Origin of the sequence: Sphingomonas soli NBRC 100801 (assembly GCF_001591025.1) — a bacterium.
GTDB classification, from domain to species: domain Bacteria; phylum Pseudomonadota; class Alphaproteobacteria; order Sphingomonadales; family Sphingomonadaceae; genus Sphingomonas; species Sphingomonas soli.
Map to the genome: position 1 here is coordinate 160,407 of NZ_BCTZ01000003.1, position 16,344 is coordinate 176,750.

Genomic DNA, 16,344 nt, shown 5'->3' on the forward strand with positions numbered 1-16,344 from the left:
AACGCACGGACGCGCTAGCAGGAGCCATGCAGGTCAATTTCTATCACCTTACCCGCATGCCGCTGGAGCGCGTGCTACCCCAGATCGCTGAAAAGGTGCTGGAAAGCGGCGAGCGCCTGCTCGTCGTCGCGGAGGACCCGGGCTTTCGGGGTAAGCTGGACCAGTTGCTCTGGTCGTACCGCACGGACAGCTTCCTGCCGCATGGCCAGGCGGGCGGGCCGGACGATGCGCGCCAGCCGATTCTGATCTGCGAGACGGCGGATGCGGCGAATGGCGCGCGATACGTGGCGCTGGCCGATGGCGTGTGGCGCGACGAAGCGCTGGGCTTCGAGCGCGTATTTCACCTGTTCGACGAGGATGCGATCCAGGAGGCGCGGGCCGCGTGGAAGGCGCTGGCTGACCGCGAAGGCGTGGAGCGGCGCTACTGGAAGCAGGACGAGAATGGCCGCTGGGAACAGGCTGCCTGAGATCAGGGCGGATTATTCCGGCTTCATTATCGGGATCGGGGACAGGCTTTCGCCGCTGTGGAGCACGCTGTGCCAAATTGAGGCCGAACGCATCGAACCAGCGGCAAGTGCCCCGGCTTGCATCCCCCGTCGCGCAAGACTAGAGAGCCGCGACTTTTCCACAACTCAAATAACAGGAGCCGCAGGCAATGGCCGCGACCCGTACTTTCTCGATCATCAAGCCCGATGCCACCCGTCGCAACCTGACCGGCGCAGTCACCAAGATGCTGGAAGATGGCGGCCTGCGCGTCGTTGCTTCGAAGCGCATCCAGATGACCCGCGAGCAGGCCGAGGGCTTCTATGCGGTGCACAAGGAGCGTCCGTTCTTCGGCGAGCTCGTCGAATTCATGATCTCCGGCCCGGTGGTCGTGCAGGTTCTCGAAGGCGAGAATGCGATGCAGCGCAACCGCGACATCATGGGCGCCACCAACCCGGCAAACGCCGAGCCCGGCACGATCCGCAAGGAACTGGCCGAGTCGATCGAAGCCAATTCGGTCCACGGTTCGGATTCGGATGAGAATGCAGCGATCGAAATCGCGTATTTCTTCAAGCCGGAAGAAATCGTCGGCTAAGCAGCCGCCATCCTCGCCAAGGCGGGGATGCGGAAGTTTCGAGCAGCGTCCCTGTTACCCTGGGTCCCCGCTTTCGCGGGGATGACGGGTAACGGGGGCGCTGTTTCCTTATCGGGGAAGGGTGATTTTCGCCGCGAGCCCGCCGCCTTCGCGGTTGGCCAGCGTGATCTCGCCGCCTGCCTCGCGCACGATCGCGCGGGCGAGCGCGAGACCAAGGCCGACGCCGCCGGTATCGCGATTGCGCGATTCCTCGAGCCGGGTGAACGGATCGAACACCTGATCCAATTTACCCTCCGGGATGCCGGGGCCACGATCACAGACCTGGATCGCGACGCGCTCGCCTTCATTCTTGAGGAACACTTCTGCGCCGCCGCCATATTTGACCGCATTCTCGATCAGGTTGCGCACCGCGCGGCGCATCAGCGAGGGGCGCAGGCGCATGGTGAGGCGCGGGGCCTCCTCGAACGTCACGTCCTTGTCGAGATCGCGGAAATCCTCGACCACGGCATCGACGAGCGCCGACACGTCGACTTCGGTAAGCGGCTCGCTGGGGCGGCCCAGGCGGGCGAGCGACAGGATATCGTCGAGCGTGCTGCTCATTTCCTGGATCGTGTCCGCCATCCTGTTGCGGTCTTCGTCGTCCTCAACCGATTCGATGCGGACGCGCAGCGCCATCAGCGGGGTGCGGAGATCATGGCCGATCGCGCCAAGCATCCGATCCTTTTCATCCAGCATCGCATTCACGCGCAGGCTGAGCGCATTATAGGCGGCGATGACCGCGCGAACGTCCGCCGGGCCGCGCTCCTCCACCGGATCGGCATTGCCGCCGGGGTGGAAGCGCTGGGTGGCCAGAGCGAGGTTGCGCAAGGGGCGGGCGATGCGCCTGCCGGCCCAGAGCACGGGAAGCAGCACGACCGCGTAGAGGATCAGCGTCTGTGCGAGCAATTGCCAGATCAAGGTGCGCTCGCTGCGCGGCCAGCCCGCGCGCAGCATCAGCCAGCCCTTGCCCGGCAATTCCACCGCGACGTTCAGCTCGGCGCCCATCCGGCGGATCCGCTCGGCGCGCGCGGGGTTCATATTCTTGAAGAAGGGCTGGTTGAAATCGACTTCGCGGATCACGGCGACGACCTGTCCGAACTGCATGTTCGCATCGGCGAGCCCGGCGCGGATATCCTGCTCCACCCGGGTAGCGCGCGGGAGGGCGGGATCGATCGGATTGGTCGGCGACACCGTGACGCGCTGCATCGGGCGGCGTGCCTCCCGCCTGTCATCCTCGTCGCGCAGGCGCTGGTTGTTCATCTGATCCGCCGCATCGACGATCCGGGTGACCGCAGGGGCGATCACCTGGGCGAAGCGCGCGCCGCGGCGCTCGTTGAGCAGCAGCCCGAAATTGATCGCCTGCGCCACGAACAGAGCGATGCCGACGAGCAGCGCGATCTGGCCGGTGAGCGATTTGGGGAAGTAGCGCCTCAAAGACGGGTTACCTCGGCCGCGAGCGTATAGCCGCCACCCCAGACGGTCTTGATGAGCGCGGGATTCTTGGGATCGGTCTCGATCTTCTTGCGCAGGCGGCTGACCTGATTGTCGATCGCGCGATCGAAGGCGGCGGCTTCGCGGCCCTGGGTGAGATCGAGCAGCTGATCGCGGGTGAGTACGGCGCGCGGGCGGGTAACCAGCGCGTGGAGCAGATTATACTCGCCGGTGGAGAGCGGCACCGAGACGCCGTCGCGATCGACCAGTGCGCGCTCGCCGGTCTTGAGCACCCAGCCGGCAAAGGCGAAGCTGCCGCTGTCGGGAGCGGTCTGGCGCGTGCCGCCGGAGGAGGAGCGGCGCAGGATGACCTTGATCCGCGCCGAAAGCTCGCGCGGGGAAAAGGGCTTCACGACATAATCGTCCGCGCCCATTTCGAGGCCGACGATGCGATCGGTCTCCTCGCTGCGCGCGGTGAGCAGGATGACGGGAGTGTCGCTGGTCTCGCGGATATGGCGGCAGAGGCTCAGGCCATCCTCGCCCGGCATCATGATATCGAGCACCACCAGATCGATCGCATAGGCCGCCATGCGCGCGCGGGCACCCTCGGCATCTCCCGCCTGCGTTACGCGGAAGCCCTGCTTCGTGAGATATTGGGCAAGCGGCTCGCGGATCGATCGCTCGTCATCGACGAGCAGGAGATGGGGCATTTCGGACATGACAGATGCGTACCAACTCTAATGGTGAAGGGAAGTGCCGGGCACGGGGAGGAGGGGGAAACCTGTACCCGGCACTAACTGCTCCCGCCGTTACTTGGCGGGAGGGGGAGGCGGGGGCATGTGACCGCCGCCGTGATGCGAACCGTGCCGGCCGTGATGACCGCGCCCGCCCGCGCCGAACTCGCGCAGCATCTCGCGAACCAGGTCACGCTCGGCCTGATCGACCTTGCCGTCGCCGTTGCGGTCGACAAAGTCGAACCGCTTGAGCGCCCGTGCGCTCTGCTGTTCGAGCGTTACCGTGCCGTCGCCATTCGGGCCGGGGCCACGGTGCGTGCCGGGACCGCCGGGGCCTTCTGGGCCACCACGTCGGCCAATGCCCTCGGGCCGTTCGCGCATGCGCTTGCCCATGGCTTCGCGCATCGCCGCACGCGCCGCACGGCGCTCCTCGACGGTGATCTTGCCATCCTTGTTGGTGTCCAGCTTCGCGAAATGGGCTGCGACCGATGCGGTGACTTCGTCGCGGGTGACGATACCGTCCTTGTTGGCGTCGGCCAGCGCCAGCGGATCGCGCATCATGCGATGCTTGGGGGCATCCTTTGACGGCTTGCTATCCTGCGCGGCGGCGATCGCACCGGTGGCCAGAAGGCTGGCACCTAGCAATGCTGCGATCGTGATTTTCTTCATGGGGCGAAACTCCTGAACGCGGGCTATCCCGCAATGGTGGACCTTCTGGACGTCTCGTGTCGCACGGGTTTGTCACCGCGCGGGAAAATTGTCGCAGTTTGTCGCAGCTTGCGAAAGTCGCTCAGTCAAAAATGGCTACGCTTCTTTGTGGGGCTCAGCCAAAAATGGCTACGCTTCCCTTGTAGGGCTTAGCCAAAAATGGCGACGCCTTGCATCGCATCCGCGATCGGCTCGCCGTCGGCGTTCCACAGCGTCATGCGCTGGCTCGAATAGCCTTCGCGTGCCGTGTCCGTCACGGCTTCGAGCAGCCACCAGCCATTATCGGTGCGGGGGGCGGGGGTCAGGAAATTGATCTGCCAATTGAGCGAGCTGATGGGCGCGTTCATCCCGACGAGCTTGAGGCCCGCGGGCGGCAAGGCGTCGCCGATCGCCATCAGCTCGACAAAGGGATGCAGCCCGTCGCGGGCGCGCAGACGTGCCCAGCGCCGCCATTCGGCCGGCCCCACGCCGTCCTTGCTGTCGATGAACTCGAAATTGCCGATGAACATCGTGTCCGGGCCGATAAAGACCCTTGCGTCCGGCGCGGGAGCGGGGAGGGGGCCGCGCGGCGCGGTGTCATGCGCAAGGATCGAGGGCAAGGCGGCCATGAAGACGAAGGTGGCGCGCACGCCGAGCCCCGCCTCGCTGGTCACATCGGCCTGGATGAACGCGGCGTTGCGGCCCCGGCGCAGCTTCGTTGCGGTTACAGTCACGGCGCCCGAAAGCGGGCCGATGAACGCGACCTGGGCCGAGCGAAGCGGCGGGAGATCGGGCTCCAGTTCCATCGCGGCCTGCAGCGCGAGCGCCGCCGAGAGCCCGCCATAGGCCGTGCGGCCCTGGAGCCAATCGGAGGGGACTTCGCAGGCAAAGCCCTGGGGCACCATGGTGCGGGCGGCTAGGATATCAGCGATCGGCGTCATTTGCGGCTTGGGCTAGGCGAGGCGCGAGGCAATTGCCATACGCAATCTTCGAAAAACGAATGAGGCGATGATGCAGGACAGGATGCAGGGCGCGGTAGCGGTGGTTACGGGCGGCGGTACGGGGATCGGTGCGGCGACGGTGCGGCTGCTGGCCGCTCGTGGTGTGCGATCGGTGATCAACTATGCCAGCAGCCGTGACGAAGCGGAGGCGCTGGCGAGCGAGACCGGCGGCATCGCGGTGCAGGCGGATGTGGGCGAGGATGCGCAATGCCAGGCGCTGGCAGCAGCGGCGGTGGAGGCGTTCGGGCGGATCGACTTCCTGGTCAACAATGCAGGCCGCACGAAGTTTGCCAATCACGAGGATCTGGACGCGCTGTCGGCGGACGATTTCCTCGACATCTATCGGCTCAACACGGTGGCGCCGTTCCAGATGATCCGCGCCTGCGCACCCGCAATGCGCGAGGGGCCGATGAGCGCGGTGGTCAATATCGCCTCGGTCGCCGGAATCCACGGCAATGGCAGCTCGGTCGCCTATGCGGCGTCAAAGGGCGCACTGATCACGCTGACGCAGAGCCTGGCGCGCGTGCTCGCCCCCGCGATCCGGGTAAATGCCGTGGCGCCGGGCTATGTCGGCACGGGCTGGTTCGAGAAGCGCATGGGCGCGGAGGCCAAGGCCGGGCTCGACGCGCATATCGCTGCGAGCGTGCCAATGGCTTTCGCGGCGATGGCGGAAGACATTGCGGGGCCGGTGGTGACGCTGCTCGACCCCGCGTCGCGCGCGATCACGGGCGAGACTCTGAGGGTCGATGCCGGCGCGCACCTGGACGTGGGCCTGGCGCGGCGGCCGGGGAAGGGGTGATCCCCCGACTTGGCGCTACGCCCTGGCGGTGCTGCTCGCGTTCTGGCCGAACAGCACCTTATGCTCTTCCTCGGTCAACGGCTTGGAATAAGAGCGGATCTCGCCGCCTTTCTCATAGGCGCGGATCGTGGCGGGGCGGGCCGCGATCGCATCGAACCAGCGCTTGAGATCGGGGAACTGGTTCAGGTCCTGCTTGTGCGCCTCGTGCGGCACGATCCAGGGATAGATCGCCATGTCCGCGATCGAATAGCCGCTCCCCGCGACGAATTCGCGTCCCGCTAGCCGCCGGTCGAGCACGCCGTAGAGCCGGTTGGTCTCGTTGACGTAGCGATTGATGGCATATTCGATCTTCTCGGGGGCATAGACGTTGAAGTGGCCGTTCTGCCCGGCCATGGGGCCCAGGCCGCCCATCTGCCACATCAGCCATTGCAGCACGTCGATTTTCTCGCGCTGGCCCGCGCCGAAGAACTTACCCGCCTTGTTCGCCAGATAGATCAGGATCGCGCCGCTTTCGAACACGCTGATCGGCTCGCCGCCATCGGCGGGCGCGCGATCGATGATCGCGGGCATGCGATTGTTTGGGCTGAACTTCAGGAAATCGGGCTTGAACTGGTCGCCCGCACCGATGTTCACCGGATGGATCTCGTAATCGAGCCCCGCCTCCTCGAGAAACAGCGTGATCTTGTGGCCGTTCGGCGTGGGCCAGTAATAGAGCTCGATCATCGGAAATCTCCTTTGCAGCGGAGATAGGAAGCGGGTTTCGTTACGCAACCGGCCTTGCGGGGGCGACGCGGGGCGCGACCTTGAAGGCGATGATCGCAAGCGCCGCCGATGCAAGGACCGCCGCGACCAGGAAGTTGCCGCCGGCAAAGCCGCGTTCCGACCCGTACGCCAGCGCCTGGGTGAGCAGCAATGGCGCGAAGATCAGCGCGAGACTGTTGAGGCTGGCAAGGCCGCCCTGCAACGCACCCTGATGCGAGGGATCGGTCATGCGCGAGAGCAGGGCGTTGATCGAGGGCCACACCAGAGCCTGTAGCGCGCCCACAACGATCAGCAGCCCGATCATCCACAATTCGCGCGCGAAGATATAGCCGACAAACACCGATGCGCCGGCAAGCATCCCGATCATCACGGTGCGCGTCTCGCCGAAGCGCTTGAGGGTGGGGCCCATCACCATGGTCTGCACCAGCGCCATCGTGACGCCCGAGGCGGCGAGCGACAGGCCGATCGCCTTCTCGTTCCATCCCAGCGCGATCTCGCCGAAAAAGGCCCAGGTGGCGGGATAGACCATATGGGCGAATTGCCAGAGGAACGCGGCGCCGAGCAGCCATTTGGCGTTGCCCGCATGGAAGACCGGCTTGAACGCCGCGAAGACATGGGCATTGCCCCACGCGAACGGCCGGCGGTTCTCCTGGGCCAGCGTCTCGGGAAGCGCGAGGAAGATCCAGGCTGCGTTGAGCCCCGCCAGCACCGCCGCCGCGATGAACGGCGCGCGCGTGCCGAAATCGGCAAGCAACCCGCCGATCGCCGGGCCGATGATGAAGCCGACGCCGAACGCCGCGCCCATCAGCCCGAAGGTCGCTCCGCGCCTGTCGGGCGGGGTCACATCGGCGAGTATGGCGTTGGCCGGGCCGAACGAGGCGCCGGTGATCCCCGCGATCAGCCGCCCGACGAACAGCCAGCCGATCGTGGGCGCGGCGGCCATCAGCGCATAATCGATCGAGAAAGCGAGCATCGAGAACAGCATCACGCGCCGCCGCCCGATACTGTCGCCCAGCGTGCCGAGCACCGGCCCGGCGAAGAATTGGGTGACGGCATAGGCGACGAGCATATAGCCGCCGATCCGCGCGGCATCGGCCAGCGTGACATGCGACAATTCCACGATCAGGCGCGGCAGAACCGGCATGACGATGCCGAAGCCGATCGCGTCGATCAGGACGGCGCTCAGCGCGATGGGGACGGCACGATGGTGAAACTTCATGGCTGGTGCCCCCAGGTCACTTGACGCGCCGTGCGCCATACCGCAAATTCGAAATACAACGCAGGATCACAGAATCCGGGGAGAGAGATGGCTACCGCACCAGAAATCGATGCGCCCGTGCATGCGCTCGACGAATTTCGCACGCAAGTCCGCGATTGGCTGGCGGAGCATTTCCCTCCCAGCTTGAAGGGCAGGGACAATGCGATGTCCGCGGTCGAAGGCCCCACGGACGAGGATGCAGAGCAGCGCGCATGGCGCGAGGCGATGGGGGCGACCGGCTGGGGCGTGCCGACCTGGCCCAAGGAATATGGCGGCGGCGGGCTCAGCCGCACCGAAGCGCGCATATTGCAGGAAGAGATGAACCGCGTCGGCGCGTGGAACCCGATCGGCGGAATGGGCGTGATGATGTTCGGCCCTACGCTGCTGGAATATGGCAGCGAAGAGCAGAAGCGGGAGCATATCCCGGCGATCGCGCGCGGCGAGGTGCGCTGGTGCCAGGGCTATTCGGAGCCGGGCGCGGGATCGGACCTCGCTTCGCTGCAATGCTTCGCGGAGGACCATGGCGACCATTATGTCGTCAACGGCCAGAAGACCTGGACCAGCGGCGGGCATTGGGCGGACAAATGCTTCATGCTGGTCCGCACGGACAAGACCAAGAAGCATGAGGGGATCACCTTCCTGCTCTGCGACATGGATACCCCCGGCATCGAGGTGAAGCCGATCGGGCTGATCAGCGGCTCTTCGCCTTTCTGCGAAACCTTCTTCACCGATGTGAAAGTGCCCAAGGCCAACCGCGTCGGGCGCGAAGGCGAAGGCTGGACTATCGGCAAGAGGCTTCTTCAGCACGAGCGCAACAGCCTGTCGGGCGGCGGATCGTCTGCGGGGCGGATGTTCGCGGGCACGCCGCTGGCCCAGATCGCCAAGAAATATGTCGGCGTGGATGCCGAGGGGCGGATCGCCGATGCCGATCTGCGCACGCGGATCGCACGGCACGAGATGGACATGCGCAGCTTCATGCTGACGCTGCGCCGCAGCGCGCTGGAGGCAAAATCCAATCAGGGGCCATCGGCTGCGACGTCGATCATGAAGAATGTCGGCGCGCGGATCATGCAGGAACGATCCGAACTGCTGATCGAGATTCGCGGCATGGCGGGCCTGGGCTGGGAGGGCGAGGGCTTTGAAGAGGATGCACTCAAGGAGGTGCGCCACTGGCTCTTTGGCAAGGCGTTCTCGATCTATGGCGGCTCGACCGAGATCCAGAACAACGTGATCGCCAAGCGCATCCTGGGGATGCTGGACCACCAATGACACCGTCACCCCGGCGGAAGCCGGGGTCTTTCTCCACTGAAGACCGCGCTCGCGGCATGAGATCCCGGCTTTCGCCGGGATGACGAGGACCGAACAATGGCCGTACTCACCGAAGAACAGACGATGCTGCGCGACATGGCGCGCGAATGGGCGGACGATGAATCGCCCGTCACGGCATTTCGTGCGATGCGCAATGGCGCTCCCGCCACCTTTTATGACCCCGAAGCATGGCGTGCCCAGGCCGAAATGGGCTGGGCGAGCATATTGGTGCCGGAGGAGCAGGGCGGCGTCGGGATGGGGTATCTGTCGCTCGGGCTGGTGCTGGAGCAGCTGGGGCGCAACCTGGCCGCTACGCCGCTTGCCGCGACGGCTGGGGCGACCAGCGCGATCCTGATCGGCGGATCGGATGCGCAAAAGGCGGCATGGCTGCCCCGGATCGCAAGCGGCGAGATCGTCGCGACGCTCGCTTTGGACGAAGGTCCGCGCTTCACGGGTGCCGCGGGGACCGCGACGGTCAGCGGCGGCAAGCTCAGCGGCACCAAGGAGTTCGTGGCGGAAGGCGATAGCGCGCAGCTCTTCGTCGTTTCGGCGGCTGACGGGCTGTATCTTGTCGAGGGCGGCGAAGGCGTGACGCGCGCGCCGCGCAAGCTGACGGATTCGCGAAGCCATGCGCAGATCCGCTTCGACAATGCACCGGCGGAGAGGCTGGAGGGCGGCGAGGATCTGCTGACCCAGGTGACCGATCGTGCCGCGATCGGCATCGCCGCCGAGATGCTGGGCATGGCCGAGAGCGCATTCGCCCAGACCAACGATTATCTGAAGACCCGCGTCCAGTTCGGCCAGACGCTGGCGAGCTTCCAGGCACTCCAGCACCGGATGGCGAAGATGTTCACCGAGCTGGAATTGATGCGCTCGGCGGTGGAGGCTGGGCTTGAGGCCGCCGATTCGGGACGCGCCAGCATCAGTCAGGAAGCCAGCCTGGCTAAGGCGCTGGCCAACGAGACGCTGCACCTGGTGAGCCGCGAGATGATCCAGCTGCACGGCGGGATCGGCATGACCGACGAGCATGACGCCGGCTTTTACCTGAAGCGTGCGCGCGTGCTGGAGCAGATGTGGGGCAATGCCGCCTGGCACCGCGACCGGTTTGCGCGGCTGAGCGGCTACTGAACCCCATCCGATGGAATTCCGGATCGGGCGGGCCCCGCGCGGCAGCGGCTGCGCGGGGACGGTACTATGACATTTGCGCAACAGTCCATGTACGTCCCGCTTTGCAACTCTTGTTATGCTTGACGGACCTTAGGGAAATCGCTGTATTCGAGTTTCCGGTATGGAGCCGCAAAGTGCTCCGGCCAGTGGTGGGAGAGGTTTTATGACGCGGTTACGTCTTTTGGCGGCTTGTGCAGTTCCGGCGTTGATCCTGGGGGTGGCGGCACCCGCTTATGCGCAGGATGCGCCCGAGGCCACGCAGGGCGATGACGAGATTATCGTGACTGCGCAAGGCCGTTCGCAGGTTCTGTCCGAAGTGCCGCTGGCGATCACCGCGATCAGCGCGGACAGCCTGGAGAATACGGGCGCGACCGACATTCGCCAGCTCAACCAGATCGCGCCATCGCTGATGGTTTCGTCGACGGGCAGCGAAGCGAACGGATCGGCGCGTATTCGCGGCATCGGTACGGTGGGCGACAATCCCGGCCTGGAAAGCTCGGTCGCGGTCTTCATCGACGGTGTGTACCGCTCGCGTTCGGGCATGGGGCTGAACGAACTGGGCGATATCGACCGGATCGAAGTGTTGCGCGGCCCGCAGGGGACGCTGTTTGGCCGTAACGCATCGGCCGGCATCCTCAGCATCGTCAGCAAGGCGCCTTCGGCCGCCGGCTTCAGCGCCGGCGCCGAAGCCACCTATGGCAATTACGACTTCCTGCGCCTCGCAGGGCACGTCAACGCGCCGCTCAGCGAATCGCTCGCCGGACGCATCGACGCGACCTATGTGAAGCGCGACGGCTTCTATCGCGACGTGACCAACAATCGCGACGTGAACAATCGCGACCGCTATTTCGTTCGCGCGCAGCTCCAGTACGAGCCTTCGAGCGATCTGACGATCCGGCTGATCGGCGACTATACCAAGCGCAACGAGGATTGCTGCGGCGCGGTCTATCTCGATTCGGCGGCCAACCAATATATTGGCGGACTCAACGATCCGGCGCAGAACAGCATCGTTCGCGTGCTCCAGGGCCTGGGCCAGCCGATGGCGGCGTTCAGCAATCCCTATAGCCGCAACCTCTATGTGACGCCGGGCCGCTCTTATGGCGGATCGACCACCGATGGTGGCGTGTCGATGGAGGTGAACTGGGATCTGGGCGGCGCGAAGCTGACCTCGATCACCGGCTATCGCGACTATAAGAGCGATCAGGCTTCCGACACCGACTATAGCTTCGTCGATATCCTGTATCGCGCGGACAATGGCGGCGCCGCCCGCTCGTTCAAGACGTTCAGCCAGGAGCTTCGCCTCCAGGGGACGGCGATGGACGAGAGCATCGACTGGCTGATCGGCGGCTATTACGCCAACGAAGACCTGGAAGTGACCGACAATCTGCGGTTCGGCAGCCAATATGGCCGCTTCGCCACCTGCCGCATCGTATCGGGCGGCGGATTGGCCGCGCTCTACTCGCCTACGTCGGCGGGCTGTCTCGCGGCCCGGCCGGCTGCGTTCGGCGCGGCGTCCCCGCTGATCTATGCGGCGTTCGACACGCTGGACGGGATCAACAATCGCGGCTCCACGCTCGATCGCTACAAGCAGAACAGCCGCAACTATGCGTTCTTCACGCACAATATCGTCCACATGGCACCCGGCCTCGATCTGACGCTTGGCCTGCGTTACACCAACGAGCGCAAGCGGCTGAATTCGACGTTCGGTAACGACAATGTGGGCTGCGTGGCGAACCAGACCGCGCTGCTGCCGCTCCGGTCGAACGCGGCGCTCACCGCAGTGGTCGACGCGCTGATCGGCCTTTCGTGCCAGGGCAATTCGACCGCCGAGCTGAACAATGTCAGCATCGCATCGACCCGCAAGGAGGACCGTTGGACCGGCACGGCCGTGCTCTCGTACAAGTTCAACGAAGACCTGATGGGATATGGCAGCGTTTCGACCGGCTATAAGGCGGGCGGCTTCAACCTCGACCGTTCCGCGCTCAAGGCTCCGATCGCGCCGTTCGGCGGGCAGGCGGGCGCGCAGGCGCTGGTCGGCAACCTGCAGTTCGATCCGGAAACGGTGACGTCCTACGAAATCGGCCTGAAATATGGCAGCGGTCCGTTCAGCGCGAGCCTCGCTCTGTTCCGCCAGGAGTTCAAGAACTTCCAGCTGAACACGTTCAACGGTACGGTTTTCCTCGTCCAGAACATCAACGGCTGCAAGAGCGATCTGGGCGGTGCGGATCGCGACCAGAGCAAGTTCACTGGGACCGCAAACTACAACGCCAATGCGAGCGCCACCGGCGCGTGCGCAGCGAACCAGACGACCTATGGCGTGGTATCGAGCGGTATCGAGTTCGAAGCGTCGCTGGTGCCGATGCGCGACCTGCGCTTCGGCATGGGCCTCACTTATGCCAAGACCAAGTATCACGACCAGCTCGTCGGCAATGCGCGCGGCGCGCCGCTCGATCAGGCTCTGCGGCTGCTGCCGGGCCAGAACCTGTCGAACGCGCCGGAGTTTGTCGCCACCGCCTCGCTGGCGTTCACGCCGGAACTGGGCAGCTCGGGCCTTAGCGGCCTGTTCTACCTCGATGGCCGCCTGACCGACGATTACAACACCGGATCCGATCTGTTCCCGCAAAAGGCGCAGAACAGCTTCGCGGTGTTCAACGCGCGCATCGGCATCCGTGGGCCGGAGCAGCGCTGGGGCGTCGAATTCTGGGGGCAGAACATCTTTGCCAAGAACTATACCCAGGTCGCGTTCAACTCGCCGTTCCAGGAGGGAGCCACCGGCGCGCCCTTCACCGACCCGCAATATCCGGGCGGCCGCCAGATCTTCTCGGCCTATCTCGCCGAGCCGCGGACCTATGGCGTCACGCTCCGCGGCAAGTTCTAAGCCGGATTTCATAGCGCAATAAGGGAAGGGCCCGCGGGAAACTGCGGGCCCTTTCGCGTTTCACGCGCGGTTCATGCGGCGCGGCGGAAAGCAGGAGGAAAGGAGCCTGTGATGAAATATGTGTTCGCCGCCACCCTCGCGCTGATCGTAACCACGGTCAGCGCAGCCGCTCAGCCGGTCGCGCACGGAGCATGCGACGTGAAGGTGAGCTTCGGCAGCTACGCGATGGGGATCGACCGCCCCACCTTCGAGCGGGTGGAGCGCTTGCTGGCACGAGACCGGCGCGTGGCGAAGAGCGAGCAGCAACGCTGGGGCCGTGAGGGCGAGGTGACGATCTGCGCCAAGCTGGGCCGCCGGGCCGACGCCGCGCCCTTATTCTACCGGATCAAGGCGTTGTTCCCCCGCAATCCGCGCGGACCGCTGACGCTGGAGGCCGGCCACCGCAAGGCGCAGGCGGGCAGGCCGCCGCGCGGCTAGCGAAAGCGGGGACCCACGGGTTGCTGGATTCAAACGCTAGCGGCCGAGCACGCCATCGTCGAACAGGCCGAACGCCAGCGTGGAGGCGTAATAGGCGATCGCCTGTTCGCGGGGCATGGTGCTCGCCCATTTGCGCATGTCGAACGCCGCGTTCTGGAGCGCCATCAGCGCCTGCGACGCCACCAGCGGATCGATCGCGCGGATCGATCCCTCGGCGATCCCATCCGAAAGCATGCCGGCGAAGCGCCGGGCGATGCGGTTCGAGCGATCGATCATCGTGGTGCGCACGCGCGGGGGCAGGCCCGACAGCGCGGTGGTGCGCAAAAGCGGGCCGCGTTCCGAGAATTGCACGTCGAGCAGCGTGGCGATGGTGCTCTCCAGCCGCTGCCAATGGCTGCCTTCATGGCTTTCCGCCAGTCGCTGCGCATCGGCGATGATGTCGAAGCTGCGCTTGTAGCAGGCGATGACCAGCTCATCCTTGGCATCGAGATGGTGGTAGAAGCTGCCTTTGGTCACGTTGAGCTCGCTGGCGATCTTCTGCACCGATGCGCCGCGATAGCCGAGTTCGTTGATCAGCCGGGTGGCGGCGAGCAGGAAAGCTTCACGGCCGGGCTCGGGCTCGTCATGCTCAAGGCTGAAGATCTCGGGAGTCCATGCCTGCCCCGGCGCCGCAATGCCGTGGCGGAAAACGTCCATCAGGCGCGCTTCGACACGGGGATATTCGTCGACTTCGTAGCGGGTGAGCCAGGCGGGCAGCCAGAAGGTGTTTTCGAGAAGCACATGCGCGCGCGCGCCGAACAGGTCGGTCTGGTTTCGATTGGCCGGCGCGCCCCACAGGCTGCGCGTCTTGCGGAACACGCCGCGCCAGCGCTCTAGCAACTCGCGCTTCACTGGATCTTCCATGGCGCGCAGATCGGAGAGGATCGCGAAATCGCGCTCCTCGCCCCGGCGGATGCGCGCCAGCCGCTCCATATTGACCGTGAGGTAACGGCGGACGCGCGATTCCGGATCGGGATAGGCCGCAGCTTCGGCCAGCATCGCATCGAGCCGGTCGAGCGTCTGTTCGAACGCGGCGGCGGCAAGATCTTCCTTGCGCTTGAAATAATAGGTGACGGAGGTGGTGTTCAGCCCGACGCGGCGCGCGACATCGGCGAAGGTCATGCCCTTCGCGCTCTGCTCGTTGATCGCATCGGCGGCGGCCGCGAGGATAGCATCGCGCTTGGCCTGAAACCGCTTGGTGCCGCTTTCGATTTTGTCTGGCGCGTTCATCCGGCCAATCTAGCCAATTTGCGGCCATGCCAAAGCGCTTTTTTGAATGCGCGATGTGCCGAATTTTCTCCGCCAACCGCCTTTACCGAATATCGGGTACGCTCTAAGCCCGGTAGAACGATTTGATGGAGAGCATGTCATGGACTTCACGCTGACCGAGCGCGAAACCTATTTCCGCGACCGCGTGAAAACGTTCATCGATAGCCGCATCCGGCCGCGCGACGCCGATTACCATGCCGAGGCGGCAACGGGCGATCGCTGGAAGGTCAATCGCGTTCTCGAGGAGGTGAAGGCCGAGGCCAAGGCTGCGGGCCTGTGGAACTTCTTCATGCCGCCGCATTCCGGGCAGGCTCATGTCGATGACAGTTTCGAGTTTCGGGGCACCCAGCTCACCAACCTCGAATATGCGCTGTGCGCGGAGGAAATGGGCCGCATCGGCTGGGCGTCCGAGGTGTTCAATTGCTCGGCCCCCGATACCGGCAATATGGAAGTGTTCCACCGCTACGGCACGCGCGCGCAGAAGGACCAGTGGCTCAAGCCGCTGATGGAGGGCGAGATCCGCTCGGCCTTCCTGATGACCGAGCCTGCGGTGGCTTCGTCGGATGCGACCAATATCCAGACCGCGATGGTCCGCGACGGCGATCATTATGTCATCAACGGCCGCAAATGGTGGTCCTCGGGCGTGGGCGATCCGCGCTGCAAGGTCGCGATCGTGATGGGCAAGACCAATCCGGACGCCGCCAAGCACGCCCAGCAGAGCATGATCCTGGTGCCGATGGACGCCTCCGGCGTGAAGATCGAGCGGATGCTTTCGGTTTACGGGTATGATCACGCGCCGCACGGGCATGGCGAAGTGGTGCTCGAAAATGTGCGCGTCCCGGTGGACAGCATATTGTTGGGCGAAGGGCGTGGTTTCGAGATCGCGCAGGGTCGCCTGGGGCCGGGGCGCATCCATCACTGCATGCGCACCATCGGTGTGGCCGAAGAAGCGATCGAGGCGATGGCAAAGCGCCTGCTTAGCCGCGTCGCCTTCGGCAAGCGCATCGCCGATCATTCGGTTTGGGAACAGCGCCTCGCCCGCGCGCGCATCGATATCGAGATGACGCGGCTCCTGTGCCTCAAGGCGGCCGACATGATGGACAAAGCGGGCAACAAGGCGGCCCAGCTAGAAATCGCGATGATCAAGGTGCAGGCTCCCACCATGGCGCTGCAGATCCTCGACGACGCGATCCAGGCGCATGGCGGCGGTGGGGTCTCCGGCGATTTCCATCTGGCGCACGATTGGGCTGCGATCCGCACGCTGCGCTTCGCCGATGGTCCGGACGAGGTGCATAACCGGGCGATCGCGCGCAACGAGTTCGGGAAGTGGGGTGCGTGGAAGGCGGAGGTTGCGCCGCGCCACTGATCGTCACCTCGGCGAAAGCTGGAGTCTCGTATAACAATGCGCCGCCCCGAG

The 16,344-nt window shown here is 65.1% G+C and carries 15 protein-coding genes; 8 read left to right on the plus strand and 7 right to left on the minus strand.

Annotated elements, in window-relative coordinates; all coding sequences use genetic code 11:
• Window positions 1-26 precede the first annotated feature (26 nt).
• Both SSO01S_RS02485 and ndk read left to right on the plus strand, forming a co-directional pair.
• Window positions 27-467, plus strand: coding sequence for a DNA polymerase III subunit chi (locus tag SSO01S_RS02485; protein ID WP_066794652.1), 441 nt, complete (start codon window positions 27-29; stop codon window positions 465-467).
• A 188-nt stretch (window positions 468-655) separates the two neighbouring features.
• Window positions 656-1,078 (plus strand): nucleoside-diphosphate kinase, encoded by a 423-nt coding sequence (gene ndk / locus SSO01S_RS02490; RefSeq protein ID WP_066794654.1) that lies wholly within the window; start codon window positions 656-658, stop codon window positions 1,076-1,078.
• A gap of 108 nt (window positions 1,079-1,186) precedes the next feature.
• On the opposite strand, the gene SSO01S_RS02495 is transcribed toward ndk, so the two are convergent.
• The 4 genes from SSO01S_RS02495 to SSO01S_RS02510 all read right to left on the minus strand — a co-directional run bounded on the left by SSO01S_RS02495 (window position 1,187) and on the right by SSO01S_RS02510 (window position 4,910).
• Window positions 1,187-2,551 carry a sensor histidine kinase gene (locus SSO01S_RS02495; protein WP_083942796.1) on the minus strand — a complete coding sequence of 455 codons (1,365 nt, stop codon included), beginning with the start codon at window positions 2,549-2,551 and terminating at the stop codon, window positions 1,187-1,189.
• Window positions 2,548-3,267, minus strand: a complete 720-nt coding sequence (locus tag SSO01S_RS02500) for a response regulator (protein ID WP_066794658.1) — start codon at window positions 3,265-3,267, stop codon at window positions 2,548-2,550. Before SSO01S_RS02500 ends, SSO01S_RS02495 begins: the two co-directional genes overlap by 4 nt.
• Window positions 3,268-3,357: 90 nt before the next feature.
• The gene (locus SSO01S_RS02505; protein ID WP_066794662.1) at window positions 3,358-3,951 is read right to left on the minus strand and encodes an EF-hand domain-containing protein; all 594 of its coding nucleotides are present in this window, start codon (window positions 3,949-3,951) and stop codon (window positions 3,358-3,360) included.
• A gap of 188 nt (window positions 3,952-4,139) precedes the next feature.
• Complete coding sequence (locus SSO01S_RS02510; RefSeq protein WP_066794665.1) at window positions 4,140-4,910, minus strand: thioesterase family protein; 771 nt, start codon at window positions 4,908-4,910, stop codon at window positions 4,140-4,142.
• A 67-nt stretch (window positions 4,911-4,977) separates the two neighbouring features.
• Here SSO01S_RS02510 and SSO01S_RS02515 point away from each other — a divergent pair, with 67 nt between their 5' ends.
• Window positions 4,978-5,769, plus strand: coding sequence for an SDR family NAD(P)-dependent oxidoreductase (locus SSO01S_RS02515; RefSeq protein ID WP_245646554.1), 792 nt, complete (start codon window positions 4,978-4,980; stop codon window positions 5,767-5,769).
• Window positions 5,770-5,784: 15 nt separating this feature from the next.
• On the opposite strand, the gene SSO01S_RS02520 is transcribed toward SSO01S_RS02515, so the two are convergent.
• On the minus strand, window positions 5,785-6,492 hold the full coding sequence (locus SSO01S_RS02520) for a glutathione binding-like protein (protein ID WP_066794668.1): 708 nt from the start codon (window positions 6,490-6,492) through the stop codon (window positions 5,785-5,787).
• Window positions 6,493-6,532: 40 nt separating this feature from the next.
• A complete protein-coding gene (locus SSO01S_RS02525) occupies window positions 6,533-7,750 on the minus strand; it encodes a TCR/Tet family MFS transporter (protein WP_066794672.1) in 1,218 nt (405 codons plus the stop codon).
• Between the two features lie 87 nt (window positions 7,751-7,837).
• Here SSO01S_RS02525 and SSO01S_RS02530 point away from each other — a divergent pair, with 87 nt between their 5' ends.
• From SSO01S_RS02530 to SSO01S_RS02545, 4 genes are all read left to right on the plus strand, one after another.
• On the plus strand, window positions 7,838-9,058 hold the full coding sequence (locus SSO01S_RS02530) for an acyl-CoA dehydrogenase family protein (protein WP_066794675.1): 1,221 nt from the start codon (window positions 7,838-7,840) through the stop codon (window positions 9,056-9,058).
• A 96-nt stretch (window positions 9,059-9,154) separates the two neighbouring features.
• Window positions 9,155-10,225 (plus strand): acyl-CoA dehydrogenase family protein, encoded by a 1,071-nt coding sequence (locus SSO01S_RS02535; RefSeq protein ID WP_066794678.1) that lies wholly within the window; start codon window positions 9,155-9,157, stop codon window positions 10,223-10,225.
• Between the two features lie 202 nt (window positions 10,226-10,427).
• On the plus strand, window positions 10,428-13,142 hold the full coding sequence (locus tag SSO01S_RS02540; protein ID WP_066794680.1) for a TonB-dependent receptor: 2,715 nt from the start codon (window positions 10,428-10,430) through the stop codon (window positions 13,140-13,142).
• Between the two features lie 111 nt (window positions 13,143-13,253).
• Window positions 13,254-13,619, plus strand: a complete 366-nt coding sequence (locus SSO01S_RS02545) for a hypothetical protein (RefSeq protein WP_066794681.1) — start codon at window positions 13,254-13,256, stop codon at window positions 13,617-13,619.
• A 36-nt stretch (window positions 13,620-13,655) separates the two neighbouring features.
• Here SSO01S_RS02545 and SSO01S_RS02550 read toward each other — a convergent pair whose 3' ends face one another.
• Entirely contained in the window at window positions 13,656-14,888 is a 1,233-nt protein-coding gene (locus tag SSO01S_RS02550; protein WP_066794685.1) for a TetR/AcrR family transcriptional regulator, read from the minus strand.
• A gap of 139 nt (window positions 14,889-15,027) precedes the next feature.
• Between SSO01S_RS02550 and SSO01S_RS02555 the strand changes: the two genes are divergently transcribed.
• Complete coding sequence (locus SSO01S_RS02555; RefSeq protein ID WP_066794687.1) at window positions 15,028-16,293, plus strand: acyl-CoA dehydrogenase family protein; 1,266 nt, start codon at window positions 15,028-15,030, stop codon at window positions 16,291-16,293.
• Window positions 16,294-16,344: the final 51 nt, after the last annotated feature.

What these genes read in the sequence shown, in the direction of transcription:
- SSO01S_RS02510 (WP_066794665.1), bottom strand. Translation starts at nt 4,910, where the DNA reads ATGACGCCGATCGCTGATATCCTAGCCGCCCGCACCATGGTGCCCCAG.
- SSO01S_RS02520 (WP_066794668.1), bottom strand. Translation starts at nt 6,492, where the DNA reads ATGATCGAGCTCTATTACTGGCCCACGCCGAACGGCCACAAGATCACG.
- SSO01S_RS02515 (WP_245646554.1), top strand. Translation starts at nt 4,978, where the DNA reads ATGATGCAGGACAGGATGCAGGGCGCGGTAGCGGTGGTTACGGGCGGC.
- SSO01S_RS02555 (WP_066794687.1), top strand. Translation starts at nt 15,028, where the DNA reads ATGGACTTCACGCTGACCGAGCGCGAAACCTATTTCCGCGACCGCGTG.
- SSO01S_RS02530 (WP_066794675.1), top strand. Translation starts at nt 7,838, where the DNA reads ATGGCTACCGCACCAGAAATCGATGCGCCCGTGCATGCGCTCGACGAA.
- SSO01S_RS02505 (WP_066794662.1), bottom strand. Translation starts at nt 3,951, where the DNA reads ATGAAGAAAATCACGATCGCAGCATTGCTAGGTGCCAGCCTTCTGGCC.
- SSO01S_RS02500 (WP_066794658.1), bottom strand. Translation starts at nt 3,267, where the DNA reads ATGTCCGAAATGCCCCATCTCCTGCTCGTCGATGACGAGCGATCGATC.
- SSO01S_RS02525 (WP_066794672.1), bottom strand. Translation starts at nt 7,750, where the DNA reads ATGAAGTTTCACCATCGTGCCGTCCCCATCGCGCTGAGCGCCGTCCTG.
- SSO01S_RS02485 (WP_066794652.1), top strand. Translation starts at nt 27, where the DNA reads ATGCAGGTCAATTTCTATCACCTTACCCGCATGCCGCTGGAGCGCGTG.
- SSO01S_RS02540 (WP_066794680.1), top strand. Translation starts at nt 10,428, where the DNA reads ATGACGCGGTTACGTCTTTTGGCGGCTTGTGCAGTTCCGGCGTTGATC.
- ndk (WP_066794654.1), top strand. Translation starts at nt 656, where the DNA reads ATGGCCGCGACCCGTACTTTCTCGATCATCAAGCCCGATGCCACCCGT.
- SSO01S_RS02545 (WP_066794681.1), top strand. Translation starts at nt 13,254, where the DNA reads ATGAAATATGTGTTCGCCGCCACCCTCGCGCTGATCGTAACCACGGTC.
- SSO01S_RS02535 (WP_066794678.1), top strand. Translation starts at nt 9,155, where the DNA reads ATGGCCGTACTCACCGAAGAACAGACGATGCTGCGCGACATGGCGCGC.
- SSO01S_RS02550 (WP_066794685.1), bottom strand. Translation starts at nt 14,888, where the DNA reads ATGAACGCGCCAGACAAAATCGAAAGCGGCACCAAGCGGTTTCAGGCC.